Source organism: Lentzea sp., assembly GCF_036380075.1.
Lineage (GTDB): Bacteria > Actinomycetota > Actinomycetes > Mycobacteriales > Pseudonocardiaceae > Lentzea.
The window spans coordinates 36,172-52,293 of sequence record NZ_DASVFL010000231.1; the positions used below are offsets into that span (position 1 = coordinate 36,172).

A 16,122-nucleotide genomic window follows, 5' to 3' on the forward strand; every position below is an offset into this window, starting at 1 on the left:
ACGAGGCCTTCGTCGCGAGTGCGGCGGCGGCCCGCAGGGACGTGGAGTCGGCGCCCCGCGCGGCGTTGCGGAACACCACGTATAGCGCGAGGTCGCGGCGCGTCTCGGCGGGCAGGCCGGAACGGGCGCCGCGCAACGCCATCGCCTCGACGGCGGAGGCCGGGAGGTGGCAGCGCAGGACGGCGAGCTGTTCCAGGGCGAGGTCCGGTGACAGCACGTGGGTGCGGGCGTCGATCACGCTGAGGCCGATCACCGACGCCGCGCTCCGCGGATATCCCAGGCGCAGCAACAGGTCGCAGGCGAGCCGGCGTTCGGAGGTGCGCAGCGACCCGAGGGTGCGTTCGTGCACCCGCCACCACAGCTCGGAGGCCAGGTCGACGGGGAAGGACGTCATGTCGGAGCCGGCGCCGTCGAGCCGTCCCCAGCTCGCGGCGGTCAGCAACCGCAGGTGGGCCGACGGCGGCGGTTCGAAGCGCGGCACGGCGGACGACGTGCCCGCCACGAACGCCTTGGCCATGGCGTGGGTGATCCGCGCGTGCAACGCGGAGGTGGCCACGGGAGCGGACAGACCGGCGTGGACACCGCAGGCGACGGGGACTCCGGCGGTGCGCAGGGCGCGCAGCCGGTCGGCCAGGGCGCGGGGGCTCGGGTCGATGCGGTACCGCGGCATCGCGGTCATGCGTGCCTCCCTCAGTTCAGCAGTTCCCAGCCACGCCGGGTCAGGCGGTGGCGGACCGACCGGCCGTTGCGGTGGGTGGAGACGAACCCGGCGGTGCGCAGCGCGGTCGCGTGCTGCGACGCCGTCGGCAGGCTGATGCCCACGTGCCTGGCCAGTTCGGTGGTCGTGCGCTCGGACGTCAGCGCGCGCAGCACGAGCGTCCGCGTCCGCCCCAGGGCGAGCTCGAGGCTGCCTCCGCTCGGCTGCGGCGCCGTCACGGGGTAGAAGAGCAGCGGCTGCGGTTCGGCGAACAGCGACACCGCGGGCCGGGTCAGGCCGTTCAGCACCGGGACGATCAGCATTCCCGTGCCGTGCAGGGAGATCTCGGACTCCCACGTGAGCTCGACGTGCAACGCGGGCGGTGTCCACGAGATCGACGGGTGCAGGTTGCCGAGCAGGCTCCCGAGGCCGTGCGCGACGGCCTGCGCCGACCGCAGCCGCACCTCGGCGTCGAACGCCTGGCGCGTCTGCGCCCAGTGCGGCCCGAGCAGCTCGCGGAACCCCGCGGTCAACGCCGCCTTCAGGTCCTGGCGAGCGGCCGGCGTGCCCGCCGCGTACGACCGCAGCCACGGCGACGTGGTGCCCAGCATGCTCGCGATCTGGTCGCGCACCCGCGTGGAGGGCACGTCGAGCACCTGGCGCACGGCCTCGTCGAAGTCGGGGCGCGCGGAGTTGAAGAAGTCGGGGATGAACCGCCCCGGCCGGACGAGCTCGGCGAGCGGGCGGATCCGCGGCAGCAGCAGGCGGTCCCAGGCGCCGCTGTGGACGGTGAACACCAGCTCGTACATCGGCAGCGGCGCCGGCGCGAACCGCGTGCGCGCGAGGTCTTCCAACTCGAACAAAATCGTCAGCCCGCGGCCTTTCGGCGCGGACTCGGACAACACCATCGGCATGTGCTTTCCCCCCGGAGTGCAACCACTTCCGACGGTACGCAGATTTCGTTGTCCGGCGTCAGGCCCGCCGAAGTTGACAACGTCCAGTGGACAACGCCGAACGGGCTTGTGCCGGCTGTTCGGCGCCTCAGCGGCTGGTCACGGCTTTGCTCGCGCCGTTCGACCGAATCTTGGGCGCACCCGCGGCGGATCAGCCGCATCCCTCGGTCGAGTGCACGGGAAATGGGATCAGCACAACCGTCGGAATCGATTTACCGGCCCACGGGATCACTCCGGGCGGGACGCCTCCGCCACGCGGGCGTGCAGCCGCTCGCGGACCTGGTCCGGCGTGTACGCGGCGCGGCGGCGCTGGTTGCGGGCCACGACCACGCCGCTGGTCGCGACACCGGCGAAGGCGGCGATGCCGAGCAGCTTCCAGAGCTTCATGTGCATAGGGTACGGGGCTATGCCGACAACTCTGGACCAAGCCGTCGAGATGACCCGCACCGGTGACGTGTGGGTGTTCCGCGGGCGCAGTCCTGCGGACCGGGCGATCCAGGCCATGACGAACAGCCCCGTCAACCACGTGGGAATGGCGATCGTCATCGACGACCTGCCGCCGTTGATGTGGCACGCCGAGCTCGGCAAGTCGCTCAAGGACATGTGGAGCGGCACGCACCAGCGCGGTGCGCAGCTGCACGACCTGCGCGACGCCGTGGTGACGTGGCACGACAAGTACGGGCAGCGGGCGTGGCTGCGGCAGCTCGACCACGACGTGACGCGCGAGATGGAGGACGCGGCGCTCAGGACGGTGGCGCGGCTGGACGGCACGCCGTTCCCGTCGACGGCCAAGCTCGCCTCCCGGTGGCTGCGCGGGCGGGTCCCCGTGGGACCCAAGGCCGAGGCCTCGCTGGAGAGCGCTTTCTGCGCGGAGGTCGTGGCCGTGACGTACGAGGAGATGGGACTGCTGCCGAAGCGCCGCCCCAACTGGTACGACCCCGGCCGGTTCTGGAGCGGCGACGACCTCGACCTGCTGGGCGGCGCGAAGCTCGGCAGGGAGATCGAGATCGTCGTGCTCTGACCGGTCTGTCCGCAAGAGGACTGATAACCATCAGCCACTTGACCGGCGGCGAGCGGCCCCAACACGATGGGAGCGGTCTCACCACCGGGAGCTGACAACGATGTCGCGACTGCTCGTCCTCGTGCTCGCCCTGCTGTTGCCCGCCGCACCCGCCGTCGCCGCGCCGACCGGCTGGACCGTCACCGGACCGGGCCAGGTCACCGCGGAAGTGACCCTGACCAGCGGAAACCTGACCCTCGCGATCAAGAGACAGGGCAGAACGGTCCTGCGGCCCGCCGCCGTCGGGCTCACCACGACCGCCGCCGACCTGACCAGGGACCTGGTCTTCACCGGGCGCACCGACCGCGTTGTCACCGACCGGTACACCATGCCGCACGGCAAGCGCCTGCAGCGCTCCACCAGCGCGACCGAGTCGACCCTGGGGTTCCGCAACGCGAACGGGAGCTTCGACCTCGTCGTGCGCGCGGCACCGGACGGCGTCGCCTACCGGTACGTGCTGAACGCCGCCACGGTCACGGCGGAGGCGTCGAGCTTCCAGGTCCCCGCCGACTCCAAGGCGTGGCTGCTGCCCTACAACGCCTGGTACGAGAACAACCGCGTGCGCACGACCGCGGGTGCGGCGAGCGGCGAGTTCGGCTACCCGTCGCTCTTCCAGGTGGGGCAGGACTTCGCACTGCTCACCGAGTCCGATGTGGATGGACGCTATGCCGGCAGCAGGCTGCGCGGGAACGGCAGCGGGTTCCAGGTAGTGCTGGCCGACGCGCAGGTGCAGTCGACGGGGACGACGCCGTGGCGCACCGCGATCGTCGGCGACCTCGCCACCGTCAGCACGTCCACCCTCGTCGACGACCTCGCCACGCCCGCGAAGTACAGCGACACGTCGTGGATCAGGCCGGGCAAGGTCGCGTGGTCGTGGCTGAGCGAGCACTCCAGCCCCGGCGACTTCGAGCGGCAGAAGCAGTACGTGGACTTCGCCGCCCGCAACGGGTGGGAGTACTCCCTGGTCGACGAGGGCTGGAGCTCGGCGTGGGTGCCGGAGCTCGTCCGCTACGCGCGGGCCAGGGGCGTGGAGATCCTGCTCTGGATGCGCTGGAGCGACCTCGACACGCAGCAGGAACGCGACACCGTGCTGCCCAGGGTGAAGCAGTGGGGCGCGAAGGGCGTGAAGCTCGACTTCATGGAGTCGGACTCGCAGGAGCGCTACCGCTGGTACGACGCGGTTCTGCAGAAGACGGCGGACCTCAAGCTCATGGTCAACTTCCACGGTTCGACCATCCCGCACGGCCTCGCCCGCACCTGGCCGCACATCCTCTCGATGGAAGGCGTGCGCGGCGCCGAGAACTCACCGCCCGCCGCCAACAACCCCGTGCAGTTCTTCACCCGCAACGTCGCCGGCTCGATGGACTACACGCCGGTGTCGCTGGAGGTCGGCACGAGGGAGGCGACGGTCGCGCACGAGGTCGCGCTCCCGGTCGTCTACGAGTCGGGCTGGACGCACTTCGCGGACAAGCCCGAGGCCTACGAACGGCATCCGCAGGCGTTGCGCTATCTGAACCAGCTCCCGACGGTCTGGGATGAGACCCGGCTGCTCGACGGCGACCCGGACTCCCACGCCGTGGTCGCCCGCCGCAACGGCGACCGGTGGTTCCTCGGCGGCATCGCGACCCAGGACCGCACTCTCAAGGCACCGCTGGCGTTCCTCGGCGGCGGGCAGTGGCTGGTCGAGACCGTCCGCGACCCCGCCACCCGCGCCGACGTCGTCCGCGACCGCCAGGTGCTGCGCGGCACCGACACGCTCAGCGTCCCGGTCCGCCGCAACGGCGGCTTCGCGGCGGTCGTCTGCCGCTACCGGTCCGGTCTGCAGACGTGCGACCAGCCGATCCGCCAGACCCCGAAGACCACGCTGACCGTCTCCCCTGCCACGGCCGCCGACACGCCACCGGGCTCGACGCTCGACGTCAGCGGCACGTTCACCAACGGCGACAAGGAGATCCGCGACGTCACGCTCACGGCCGTCGCGCCGGAGAGCTGGACCGCCGGCGGAACGGCGGTGCGGCGCCAGAAGCTCGCGCCGGGTGAGTCGGTCACCGGCAGCTGGCGGCTCACGGCGGGCTCGCGGATCGGCCCGGTGGACGTGCCGGTCGTCGCGACGTTCGGCGACGGCGTGCACGTCGAGCAGGCGGTCAAGGCGTTCGTGCCGCCACCGGTGCCGGGCAACGGCGCTCAGGTCAGCGACCTGCCGTTCATGAGCGAGTCCAACGGCTGGGGACCGGTCGAACGCGACCGCTCCAACGGCGAGAGCGACGGCGGTGACGGCAGGCCGCTGACCATCGGCGGAGTCACCTACGCCAAGGGACTCGGCGTGCACGCTCCGTCCGAGGTCTCGATCTACCTCGGCCGCGGCTGCGAGCACCTCACCGCCATGCTCGGCCTCGACGACGAGACCGAGCAGCCGGGTTCGGTCTCGTTCCAGGTGTTCGGCGACGGCACGGCGTTGTACGACAGCGGAACCGTCGCGGGCAGGGGCGCGGCGCGGTCGGTCGACGTGGACGTGACGGGGGTCAGGATGCTGAGCCTGCGCGTCACCGACGGCGGCGACGGCAAGAACTTCGACCACGCCGACTGGGCGGAGCCGATCCTCACATGCTGATCACCCGACGGCTCTTCCTCACCGCCACCGGACTCCTGGCCCTGGCGCCGAAGGCCGGCGCCGCCGAGCTCGCCCGGGTGAAGGACACCTACTACGAGGTGCTGCTCAGGCACACCCGGTGGGCCGAGACGCAGTTCGACGCGACGGCGGGACGGTACCGGCGCACGGACTTCGGGTTCGCGGTCGTGCTCGGCAACGCCGTGCTGCTGACCAGGGGCACCTACGACGCGGCGCTCGCGGGCGTCGAGAAGGACGTGCTCCGGCAGCACACGCTCGCCACGATCAGGCACTTCGCGGCGAGCAACGTCCTCGCGGGCGGCACCGAATGGGGCAAGACCCTGTTCTGGGACACCACCTTCCAGTCGTACTTCGTGCTGGCCGCCCGCCTGCTCTGGCAGGACCTCGACGCACCGACGCGCGCGGACGTCGAGGCGATCGCGCGCGGCCAGGCCGAGTACACGACGTCGCTCGGCACGGCCGACGACCCGCGTTCCGGGAGCTGGACGCCGAACGGCGCGACGGGCGGCTACCGCGGCGACACGAAGCTGGAGGAGATGGGCGTCTACGCGCAGGCGCTCACCCCCGGACTCGCCTGGCACGGCGACGGGCCCGGCTGGCGCGAGGCGTTCACCCGTTGGAGCCGCAACGAGGCGGGTCTACCGGCGGCCGACCTCGCCAATCCCTCCACAGTGGACGGTGTACCGATCTCGGCGAACACCGCCACGAACCTGCACGACACGTTCCTCGTCGAGAACCACGGCTCGTTCGGCCCGCACTACCAGGAGGAGCTGTGGCGCACCTCGGGCCGCAACGCCGTGCACTTCCTGCTGGCGGGCCGGCCGCTGCCGGAGGTGCTGACCAGGCAGCCCAACGGGGAACTGCTGTGGCGCACCATCCTCGCGACGATGAGCGACGCCGGCGAACCGCTGATGCCGATGGTGAACGACCGCGAGCACCTCTACGGCCGCGACGTCATCCCGCTCGCGTTCCGCTCCACCGTGCTGGGCGACGCGATGGCCGCCCGCGCGGAGGTCGCGCTGGCGTCCCGGCTGCTCGCCTACCAGGCGCACCCACCGGTCCACCGGCTCGCGAAGTTCTCGGGTGAGCCGAAGTACGAGCCGGAGGCCCGCGCGGAGCTCGCGATCAGCTACCTGCTGCACGAGCTGCGCCCGCCGGCGACTCCGGTGCCGGAGGAGGACTTCTTCGCACGGGTGGCGATCACGATCGACCACGGCGCGGACCCCGGTCTGCTGACCCACCAGTCCGCACTGGCGTGGGCGGGCACGGTCACCAAGCAGGGCTTCACGAAGTTCGCCTGGCAGCCACGGCACGACGACTGGCTGTTCAAGATCAGCGGTGCCACTCCGATGCTGCTGCCCGCGAAGGCGGTCACGGGACGCAACGTCGTCGTCCACCAGCAGGTGCGGGACGGGTTCGACGCGACGGCGGCCCTGCTGCGGTTCGCGGACGGGTTCGCCGGCACCGCCACCCTGCCCACCGGCACGATCGTGTGCGCGCTCCCCCAGCCAGGACGCGTGGACGTGCACAACCTCGCGATGGCCGGGATGCCGGGCCTCACCGGCTCCCGCACCTACACGGGGTCGGCGGGCAGGGTGTCCGTCCCGGCCCGCGAGGGTTTCCGGGTCGACGAACTGACGTTTTCGGGGACAACCGCACGTCACGTCCGCATGGTCGGCGTGACACCGCACCCGACCTACGGCTACTCGCTGTTCGACTTCGAGGTGAACTCGCGGCAGAAGTTGCCTGCCACGGCGTCGTCGTCCGACCCCGGCTACGAACCGGCGAAGGCCACCGACGGCGACCCCGCCACGCGCTGGGCGGTCGCCCGCGCCGAACGCGGACGTGCCGACAGCTGGATCGCCGTCGACCTCGGCACGGCCACGACGGTGCGGACCGTGCGGCTGCGCTGGGAGACGGCCGCGGCGGGCGCCTACCGGATCGAGACGTCGGAGAACGGCACCGACTGGACGACGGCCGCCGAGTACCCGCGCCCCGACCTCAGCACCCCGGGCTGGCTCGACGTCGACGGCCGCGCGGGGTTCGTCGCCCGGTCCGGCGCGATCACCGTGCAGGGCGACACGATCACGCTCCCGGCCGGCCTGGTCGAGGGGTACGTCCGCGCCGACCTGCGGGCGATCGCCGCGGAACCGGCGCCGGAGTGCCCGGACCGGGTGCGCGCGAGCACGGCGGACGGGTTCCTCACCCTGTTCAACCTGTCGGACGCCGACGTCACCGGAACCGTCCGTCTGCGCGGCACCCGGCTTTACCGGGGCACGCAGGTGACCACGAGCAGCGGCACCGACTACGCGCTCACGCTGCCCGCCGCCACCGCACGGGTCGAGGCACCGTGGTTCACCGCCCGCGGCATCCCACCGGGCATCACGGCGGTCGTGCACGACGCCGGGAGGGTCACGTTCCGCGGCGGCCCGGCCCGCTTCACGCTGACCCACCGCGACGGCTTCTCGCTGCCGGTCGTGCTCGGCCCGGCGGAGCGCACGGTCACGGTGCCCGGTGCGGCGGCGTTCCCGTTCGACGACCTCGCGCTGGGCCGCGTCACGTTCCCGAACTCCGTGCTGCCACCCGGCATGAGCGACCCGGCGAACGCCGTCGACGGCTCCGACCGCACCGCGTGGACTCCGGGACGGGACGGCCGCATGGTCGTCGACCTCGGCGCGCCGCGCGCGGTCGGCGCGGTCAGTCTCGGGTGGACAGAGGGGACACCGCCTCCGCACACCGTCACCTACAGCCTCGACGGGAAGTCCTACGGGACCTCGAAGACGGCGCGGTATGTGGCGGTGTCGACGCGCTGGCAGCCGGGCCACGCCTCGCTGAGGAGTCTCGGTTTAGCTCCCGGCTAGTCGGCAAACCAGGAGCATGGTCGACAGAATGCGTTCTGCGGCGCGGGAAAGCGCGTTCAGGGCGTTGTGGGACGTACCGCGGTTGCTGCGTCACCCGGTGTGGCGCGACGCCGATCCGGACCAGGGCGGCGGCCTCGGTGTCGTCCTGGTGCCCGGTTTCGGGGCGGGCGGCGTGAGCCTCGCGCCCGCCGGTTCCTGGCTGCGCGCCCGCGGCTACCGGCCGGTCGCCGCAGGGGTCGGGTTCACCGTCGGCTGCACCGCGGACCTGCTGGCGAAGGTCTTGCACAGCACCGAGGAGCACGCCGAGCGCACCGGTCGCCCCGTGGTGCTGCTCGGCCAGAGCCGTGGCGGCGGCATCGCGCGTCTGGCCGCCGCCCGGCGGCCGGACCTGGTGCACGGGCTGGTCATGCTCGCCAGCCCGGTCCTGGACCCGCTGGGCGCCCACCCGAACGTCATGCGCGTCGCCCGGTTCCTCACGCGCCTGGCCGCGGCGGGCGTTCCCGGTCTGCTCGACGACGACTGCATGCGCGGCCCGTGCTTCGACGAGCACGGGCGGGTTCTCGCGGAACCGTTGCGGGTGCCCGCCCTTTCGATCTTCTCGCGCTCGGACGGCGTCGTTCCGTGGCAGCTGTGCCGGGACCCGTGCGCCGAGTGCGTCGAGGTGCACAGCACGCACACCGGCATGGCGTTCGACCCGGAGGTCTACGAGCTGCTCGGCCCGCGGCTCGCCGGCTGGGTCACCGGCACGACGCGCGCGTCCAGCAGCTCGCCGCCGGCGACGTCCAGCAGCCCGATCGTGCCGTGCGGCTGACGTCGTTTGTCGGTGGGCGACCCGGGGTTGAACACCCGCAGCCCGTCCTGTTCCTCGTCCCACGGGACGTGCGAGTGTCCGAACACGACCAGCCGCGCGGACGGGAACCTGCGCCGCATCCTGGCCCACCGCCCGGTCTTCTGGCCGCTGTCGTGGATCATCGCGACCGGCAGCCCGCCGACGTCGAGCTCGACCGTCTCCGGTGCGCCCCACTCCGCGACGTCCGGCCCGTCGTTGTTGCCGCGCACCGCGACGACCGGCGCGTACTGCGCCAGCTCGTCCAGCACGGACGGCACGCACACGTCACCGGCGTGCAGGATCAGGTCGGCTGACCGGAGGTGCTCAGCCACGGCGGGCGGGCACCGCTTCCAGAACCGCGGCGCGTGGGTGTCGGACAGCACGACCACTCTCACGTCCCCGACGGTAGCCGGACCGGCTCCCCGCCGCCGGTCCGGCCGCGGCGTCAGAGGCCGCCGCAGTCGTTCTCGTACGGCAGGTTCGCCCGGTTGTCGCCCACGAAGAAGATGGCGCTGGCCAGGTAGCGGCCACCGTCCATGCTGCTCACCTTGATCCAGACGTCGTTGTAGATGCCGTACGCCTGGACCATCTCGCCGCGCGTCCAGCAGATGCCGTTCGCGGTCGTGCCCGCCTTCATCACCCACGCGACCGGGCAGGCGGTCGACTCGCAGGTGCGGACGTTCACGTCGGCCCACGTCGTCACCTGCGGGTACGGCGGCAACGGCACGTCCGCCTGCGCAGCCCCGGTTCCCGCGATGATCGCGAGCACGGCGAACAGGCTCCCCAGTAGCACTCTCATGCTTGTCCTCCCAGTAATCGGTCGATCACTTCGAGGAGACGCGGGCCGCGCGTTTGGGGTTGCACGACGCGGGTACCTGCACGGAATGGCGAGGGCTGTCTGGAGCGGGTCGATCAGTTTCGGCCTGGTGACGATCCCGGTGGAGCTGTACAGCGCCACCGAGGACCACACCGTGCACTTCAACCAGTTCCAGCGCGGCACGTCCGACCGCATCCGGTACAAGCGCGTGAACGAGCGCACCGGCCGCGAGGTGCCCTACGACAAGATCGTGAAGGGCCACGAGGTCGAGAGCGGCGAGTACGTCGTCGTGGAGCCGGAGGAGCTCGACGAGATCGCCCCCGGACGGTCGCGGACGCTCGACATCGAGGCGTTCGTCGACCTCGATGAGATCGACCCGGTGTACTTCCAGAAGACCTACTGGCTCGGGCCCGCGAAGGCCGAGTTCTCCCGGCCGTACCTGCTGCTGGCGCAGGCGATGAAGAAGACGAACCGCGCGGGCATCGCGATGTTCGTCATGCGCGGCAAGCAGTACCTCACGGCGCTGACGGAGGACAGCGGGATCCTCGCCGTCCACACGCTCTTCTTCGCCGACGAGGTGCGCAAGCCCGCGGACGTGCTCGACGTGGCGCCGGAGGGCCGTGCGCCGCGCGGCAAGGAGCTCGACATGGCGGTGTCGCTGGTCGAGTCCATGGCCGACGACTGGCGGCCGGAGGACTACCGCGACACCTACACCGAACGCGTGAACCAGCTCATCGAGGACAAGCGGAAGGGCCGCGAGATCGTCGTCGAAGACGAGCCCGCCGCGGCCACGGACGTCGTGGACCTCATGGAGGCGTTGCAGCGCAGCGTCGAGGCGAGCAAGAAGAAGCGTGGCGGCAAGAAGAAGGCTGGTTAGCCGACGACCAGGGCGGTCGCGTTGTCCGTGCCGCCCGCGTACAGCGCCGCCCGCACCAGCCGTTCGGCCGTCGCGTTGCCGGACATGATCGCCTCGATCCCGTTGTGCCCCAACGGCCCGGACACGCCGTCGGACACCAGCGCGAGCCGCGGCGCCCGCGTCGAGGCCCTGCCGATGTTCTCAGGCGTCGCGTGCCGGACGGTGTTCGTCACGACGTGGTCCATGCGCTTCTCCGCCACGATCCCGCGGTCGCGGAAGTACTGGCCCACCGTGTGGTCGGTGGTGAGCTGGACGAGGTCGTCGCCGTCCGAGGCGTACGCGCGGGAGTCGCCGGCCCACGCCACGTCGAACCCGCCGTCCGGGCGGGCCGCGGCGACGACGATCACCGCGTCGCCGAGGTGGACCTGGAGCGCGTCGCGGGCGGCGAGGATCGCGGCGACCGGGTCGGTGAGCAGAGCGGCGGCCTGGGCCGCGGCGTGCGCGGCCTCGGCGGCGGCCGGGGAGTCACCCACCCCGTCGGCGACGACGAACGTGCGGCGGCCGTTGGCGAACGCGTCGGCGTTGTGCGTGCGCGGCCCTCGGTCCGACGCGTGGGACACGGTGAGCGCGGTGCCCAGCGGCGTGGTGGGCAGTGGCATGGTGCGATCGATCAGCATGGCGGACCTCCCTGTACTCCAGTGAGCCGTGCGCGACTGGGAGTCTGCTGTCAGCAGCCTGAGAAAAGCTCTAGAGTTCCGCCGCCCCGCGAAGCCGCCGCCACGGGATGCGGGCCCGGACATCGGGGTACCCCGGGACGCGCTGCCGGTGAGCCGGCGCGGCTGGTGGGCGAACTGCGAGAGCTGTTCCTTTTGTGAGCACCTCTCGGGAACGGTTACGGTGATCATCGTGCGGTTCACGGTCTTCGGCGGGGTCTCGGCGCGGGTGAACGGCCGCGTGGCCGAGTTCGGCCCGACCCGGCTGGGAGCCCTGCTGGGGGTGCTGCTCGTGGACGCGGGCCGGGTGGTCAGCACCGACGAGCTGGTGGAGCGCGTCCTGGGCGACGCGCCGCCCCCGCGGGCCCGCGCGATGACGCAGACGTGGCTGACCCGGCTGCGGCACACGCTGCCCGGCCTCATCGAGCGGGGCGCGGCCGGGTACGCGCTGCGGGTCGACCCGATGGAGATCGACCTGCACCTGTTCCGGCACCTGGTGCGTTCCGGCAGGCCGGCCGAGGCGCTGGCGCTGGCCCACGCCGAGCTGCTCTCCACCCTGGACACGCCGTGGGCGGTGCAGCAGCGCGCGGACTTCGCCGGCGAGCTGCTCACGGCCCGGCTCGACCACCTCGACACGCGCCTGGACGACGGCGAGCACACCGCGCTGCTGCCGGAGCTGCGCCTGCTCGCCGGGCAGCGGCCGCTGGACGAACGCGTGGCGGCGCAGCTGATCAGGGCGTTGCAGGGCAGCGGTCACACGGCGGAGGCCGTCGAGCACTTCGAGGCCGTGCGCGCCCGGCTGGCCGACGAGCTGGGCGCCGAACCGTCGCGGCACCTGACGACGGTGCACCGGCGGCTCCAGTCGGCCTCGGCACCGCGGCAGCTACCGGCGGCGCCCAAGCCGTTCACCGGCAGGGCGGTGGAGCTCGCGGCCCTCGACCAGGCACCGCACGGCGTCGTGGTGATCACCGGCACCGGCGGGGTCGGCAAGACCTCGCTCGCCGTGCACTGGGCGCACCAGGCGGCGGAGCGGTTCCCGGACGGCCAGCTCTACGTGAACCTGCACGGGTTCGGGCCCAGCGGCGCGGCGGTGAGCCCCGGCGACGCGCTGCTGCGGTTCCTGTCCGCGCTCGACGTGCCGCGCGCGAAGGTGCCGCACGACCTGGCCGGCCAGTCGGCGCTGCTGCGGGACGCGCTGGCGGACAAGCGGGTGCTCATGGTGCTGGACAACGCCACCGACACCGACCAGGTCGAACCGCTGCTGCCGCGCACGCCGACCACGCACGTCGTGATCACCAGCCGCACCGAGCTCAAGCCGGCGCACGCGCACTCGGTGCCGTTGGGCCTGCTGCCGCCCGACGACGCCCGCGAGCTGCTGGCCGCGCGGATCGGCCACGAGCGCGCCCGTGCCGAACCGGAGGCGGTCGACACGGTGGTCCGCCGCTGCGCCCGCCTCCCGCTGGCGCTCGCGGTGGCCGGCGCGCGGGCGGCGACGCAGCCGGAGTTCCCGCTGGCGGCACTGGCCGACGAGCTGGCCGACCTCGACGCGTTCGCCGACGACGATGACGTGACGGCCGACCTGCGGTCGGTGTTCTCCCACTCCTGCAAGGCGCTCAGCCCGCCCGCGCTGCGGCTGTTCCGGCTGCTGGGCCTGATGCCGGGCTCGGACATCGGCCTCGCGGGCGCCGCTTCCCTGGCCGCGCTGGAGCCGCCCGAGACGAAGGCGCTGCTGGCGGAGCTGTCGCGGGCGAACCTGCTCGACGAGTCGGAGCCAGGCCGGTTCACCTGCCACGACCTGCTGCGCGACTACGCGGCGGAACTGGCGCTGGAGGGCGAACGGGACGAGGCGCTGCACCGGCTGCTCGACCACCTCGCGCTGACGGCCGTCGAGGCGGGCGTCGCGTTCACCCCGACCCGGTACCGCCCGGCCACCCCGGAACCGGCTCCCGGCGTGGTCGTCCCGTCGTTCACCACCCGCGAGGAGGCACGGGCGTGGCTGATGAGCGAGCACCCGACGCTGATGGCGGCGATGCCCCGCGGCACGCCGGTGCAGACCTGGCTGATGGGCTGGTCGCTCGCCGACGTCCTCGACCGCCAGGCCCACCACCGGGACCTGCTGGCGTCGCAACAGCTCGCGGTCGCCGCGCTGGAGCAGCTCGACGACACCGACGGGCTGGGCCGCACCCTGATCAACCTCGGCCGCGCGTTCGCCAGGGTGGGCAGGCTCGCCGAGGCGAGGGCCGCGCTGGAGCGCGCGTTCGAGGTGTACGACGGCACCCCGTCGGGACAGGCCGGGGCGCTGCTCAACATCGCGATGCTGTGCACCGACGACGAGATCGGCGAGGCGATCGAGCACACCCGCCGCGGACTGGCGCTCTACGAGCAGTGCGGCGACCGGTACGGGCAGGCCAACGCGCTGACCGGGCTGGCGTGGGCGCACGGCAGGCTGGGCGAGCACGCCACGGCCGTCGAGTACGGCGAGCGCGTGCTGCCGCTGTGGCAGGCGATGGAGCACGTCGTGGGCCAGGGCGAGACCTGGGACACCCTCGGCACCGCCTACCGCGGCCTGGGCGACCACGACCGCGCCGCGCGGGCGTTCGCCAGGTCCGCCGAGCTCTTCCGGATCGGCGGCGACCTCAAGCTCCAGGCGAGCTCCTACGAGCAGCTCGGCGACACCCACGCCACCGCGGGTGACGCCGAGCAGGCTCGTCAGGCCTGGCAGAAGTCCGTGGAGCTGCGCACCGAGGCCGGCCTGCCGACCGACTCGGTGCGCGCGAAGCTGGCGCGCTGACGACCGCGCCGGATCCGCGGTCCTCCTACAGCCCGAACGCCAGCAGCACCGGGCCGTTCGGGTTTCCGGTGAACTCCGGGTAGTAGCCGGACTGCACGTAGACCATGCCGTTCGACACCACCGCCCCCGCGCCGGGGCCCGCCATCGTGCCGCCGCGACCGGTCAGCCCGTTGACCCCGCGGACGTCCTGCACGGTGTCGTGCGTCCACAGGATCCGGCCCGTCCTGGCGTCGTAGGCGCGGAACTTGCCGTCACCGGCACCGAGCCAGACCACGCCCGGCGTGCTGGACACCGGAACGCCGTGCGCCCGCGCGCAGGTGGGCTGGCCCGCGGCACCGCCCGTGGTGCAGCCGTCCTCGGGAGCCGGGGTCTGCCACAGCACCCTGCCGGTGGCCGGGTCGACCGCGAACAACGTGCCGGGATCGGCGTAGTAGGTCGCGATGTAGAGCCGCTGACCGTCGTAGCTCGACCCCCACTGGATGCCCGAGATGCCGCCGCTGGGCAGCGGCACGCCGAGCTGGCGGCGCCACACGACCTGCCCCGTCGTGGCGTCGAACACGTGGTAGACACCGGACTTCTGCCCGACGCCGACGAGCTGCCTGCCGTTGACGGTGAACAGGTTCGGCGTGGCGCCGATGTCGTAGTCGAGGTTCGTGCCGTCCTTCAGCCCGGGGCAGTAGCCCTCGGCGTCGGGGGTGTTGCACGCGTCGCGCCACGTGTCGGCGTTCGTGACCTGGTTGGTCCACCGCACCGCGCCGGTGCGGGCGTTCAGGGCCAGCAGCGAGTCGAACTCACCGCCCCTGCCGGTGTAGTTCTGGCCCGTGCCGACGTAGAGGGTGCCGGTCCTGCGGTCGATCACCGGCGAGCTCCACACCCCGGCGCCCGACGGCTCGAACCGCTTGGCGCCGTTGGGCCACGTGCCGACCTCGACCGGTTCCGGCACCGTGTAGTGGCGCCAGACCAGTGCGCCGGTGTCGGCGTCGTAGGCGTCGACGTGCCCGCGGAACGTGCAGCAGGCGTACGTGACCGGCAACGTGTTCTCGGCGCTGGAGACGCCCACGTATACCAGTCCGTTGTGGACGATCGGCGAGCTGGTGGTGGTCGAGGCGACGCCCTGGTCGAGCTGGACCTGCCACCTCAGGCGCCCGGTGCGCTGGTCGAGCGCGAAGAACCGGCTGGTGCTGTCGCCGAAGAACACCGTGCCGTCGGCGACGGCCGGTCCGTCGGAGTTGTACGCGTACCGGTCGGCCCGCGGGAGCGTGAACTCCCACCTCGCGCCGCCGGTGCGCGCGTCGCGGGCGTAGAACTTGCCGTCGGGGCCACCGAAGTAGACGGTGTCCCCCACGACGGCGGGCTGGCTGCGCACGCCGTTGAAGTCGCCCCTCGGATAGGCGAACGCCCACTTCAGCTTCAGCTTGCCCGCGTTGTTCCTGTCGATGCGCCACTCAGCGGCGTTGTGCCGGGACCCCGCGAGGTCCTTCTGCCACCCGGCCCAGTCGCCGTTCGCGTGGGCCGTCGCGGGTGACGCGGTCAGCACTACTAGCGCTGCCGTGAGCAGCGCTGTGGTCTTGAGCATGGAATTTCCCCCTTCCGCCACCCACCCTGGCAGCGGCGGGAGAGCGGAGCGTCCCCCCAAAGTCTCGTCGAGGGGTAACCGATCGGTTGATGCGGCACGGCGGCCGCGTCCCCCGCACCTTCGCGAGCCTCGACCGCACAGCGGTCGCGGGCGGGCAGCACCGGTGGGCCTTGCGCGTCGTGCCGGTCGGGCAGCGGGCGGGGGCGCTCGCCGGGGCGGCACCGGACGGCCGCGGGGCCGCCGAGACCGCCGGCGCGCCCAACGCCAGCGCGCACGCGAGAACCACGAGGACTTTGCCGATCGCCATGGGGAGATCTCAGCGGTTCGATGTCGGAAACCC

General features: G+C 72.4%; 11 protein-coding genes and 1 pseudogene. 6 read left to right on the top strand and 6 right to left on the bottom strand.

The window, feature by feature from the left end:
• Positions 1-690: 690 nt before the first annotated feature.
• Positions 691-1,611, bottom strand: coding sequence for an ArsR/SmtB family transcription factor (locus VF330_RS25360; protein ID WP_330854177.1), 921 nt, complete (start codon positions 1,609-1,611; stop codon positions 691-693).
• Between the two features lie 267 nt (positions 1,612-1,878).
• Complete coding sequence (locus VF330_RS25365) at positions 1,879-2,037, bottom strand: hypothetical protein (protein ID WP_330854178.1); 159 nt, start codon at positions 2,035-2,037, stop codon at positions 1,879-1,881.
• 19 nt (positions 2,038-2,056) lie between these two features.
• Here VF330_RS25365 and VF330_RS25370 point away from each other — a divergent pair, with 19 nt between their 5' ends.
• The 4 genes from VF330_RS25370 (at position 2,057) to VF330_RS25385 (ending at position 9,011) form a co-directional block, all read left to right on the top strand.
• On the top strand, positions 2,057-2,671 hold the full coding sequence (locus VF330_RS25370; RefSeq protein WP_330854179.1) for a hypothetical protein: 615 nt from the start codon (positions 2,057-2,059) through the stop codon (positions 2,669-2,671).
• 100 nt (positions 2,672-2,771) lie between these two features.
• A complete protein-coding gene (locus tag VF330_RS25375; RefSeq protein WP_330854180.1) occupies positions 2,772-5,321 on the top strand; it encodes a glycoside hydrolase family 97 catalytic domain-containing protein in 2,550 nt (849 codons plus the stop codon).
• Positions 5,315-8,200 carry a discoidin domain-containing protein gene (locus VF330_RS25380; protein ID WP_330854181.1) on the top strand — a complete coding sequence of 962 codons (2,886 nt, stop codon included), beginning with the start codon at positions 5,315-5,317 and terminating at the stop codon, positions 8,198-8,200. Before VF330_RS25375 ends, VF330_RS25380 begins: the two co-directional genes overlap by 7 nt.
• A gap of 28 nt (positions 8,201-8,228) precedes the next feature.
• The gene (locus VF330_RS25385) at positions 8,229-9,011 is read left to right on the top strand and encodes an alpha/beta fold hydrolase (RefSeq protein ID WP_330854182.1); all 783 of its coding nucleotides are present in this window, start codon (positions 8,229-8,231) and stop codon (positions 9,009-9,011) included.
• Here the strand turns inward: VF330_RS25385 and VF330_RS25390 are convergent.
• Positions 8,903-9,424 (bottom strand): metallophosphoesterase family protein, encoded by a 522-nt coding sequence (locus tag VF330_RS25390; protein WP_330854183.1) that lies wholly within the window; start codon positions 9,422-9,424, stop codon positions 8,903-8,905. The two genes, VF330_RS25385 and VF330_RS25390, sit on opposite strands and share 109 nt — an antisense overlap.
• A 50-nt stretch (positions 9,425-9,474) precedes the next feature.
• Complete coding sequence (locus VF330_RS25395; RefSeq protein WP_330854184.1) at positions 9,475-9,828, bottom strand: hypothetical protein; 354 nt, start codon at positions 9,826-9,828, stop codon at positions 9,475-9,477.
• An 85-nt stretch (positions 9,829-9,913) separates the two neighbouring features.
• On the opposite strand from VF330_RS25395, the pseudogene VF330_RS25400 reads away from it, so the two are divergent.
• Positions 9,914-10,714: pseudogene (locus tag VF330_RS25400) on the top strand (Ku protein); the annotation flags it as partial.
• Between the two features lie 5 nt (positions 10,715-10,719).
• Here VF330_RS25400 and VF330_RS25405 read toward each other — a convergent pair.
• A complete protein-coding gene (locus VF330_RS25405; RefSeq protein WP_330854185.1) occupies positions 10,720-11,379 on the bottom strand; it encodes a serine/threonine protein phosphatase in 660 nt (219 codons plus the stop codon).
• A 229-nt stretch (positions 11,380-11,608) separates the two neighbouring features.
• Here VF330_RS25405 and VF330_RS25410 point away from each other — a divergent pair, with 229 nt between their 5' ends.
• Positions 11,609-14,206 (top strand): AfsR/SARP family transcriptional regulator, encoded by a 2,598-nt coding sequence (locus VF330_RS25410; RefSeq protein ID WP_330854186.1) that lies wholly within the window; start codon positions 11,609-11,611, stop codon positions 14,204-14,206.
• A gap of 25 nt (positions 14,207-14,231) precedes the next feature.
• Here the strand turns inward: VF330_RS25410 and VF330_RS25415 are convergent, their stop codons facing one another.
• The gene (locus VF330_RS25415; protein ID WP_330854187.1) at positions 14,232-15,782 is read right to left on the bottom strand and encodes a PQQ-binding-like beta-propeller repeat protein; all 1,551 of its coding nucleotides are present in this window, start codon (positions 15,780-15,782) and stop codon (positions 14,232-14,234) included.
• Positions 15,783-16,122 lie beyond the last annotated feature (340 nt).

Coding starts and splice junctions, on each gene's coding strand:
- VF330_RS25360 (WP_330854177.1), bottom strand. CDS start 1,611: ATGCCGATGGTGTTGTCCGAGTCCGCGCCGAAAGGCCGCGGGCTGACG.
- VF330_RS25365 (WP_330854178.1), bottom strand. CDS start 2,037: ATGAAGCTCTGGAAGCTGCTCGGCATCGCCGCCTTCGCCGGTGTCGCG.
- VF330_RS25370 (WP_330854179.1), top strand. CDS start 2,057: ATGCCGACAACTCTGGACCAAGCCGTCGAGATGACCCGCACCGGTGAC.
- VF330_RS25375 (WP_330854180.1), top strand. CDS start 2,772: ATGTCGCGACTGCTCGTCCTCGTGCTCGCCCTGCTGTTGCCCGCCGCA.
- VF330_RS25380 (WP_330854181.1), top strand. CDS start 5,315: ATGCTGATCACCCGACGGCTCTTCCTCACCGCCACCGGACTCCTGGCC.
- VF330_RS25385 (WP_330854182.1), top strand. CDS start 8,229: ATGCGTTCTGCGGCGCGGGAAAGCGCGTTCAGGGCGTTGTGGGACGTA.
- VF330_RS25395 (WP_330854184.1), bottom strand. CDS start 9,828: ATGAGAGTGCTACTGGGGAGCCTGTTCGCCGTGCTCGCGATCATCGCG.
- VF330_RS25405 (WP_330854185.1), bottom strand. CDS start 11,379: ATGCTGATCGATCGCACCATGCCACTGCCCACCACGCCGCTGGGCACC.
- VF330_RS25415 (WP_330854187.1), bottom strand. CDS start 15,782: ATGCTCAAGACCACAGCGCTGCTCACGGCAGCGCTAGTAGTGCTGACC.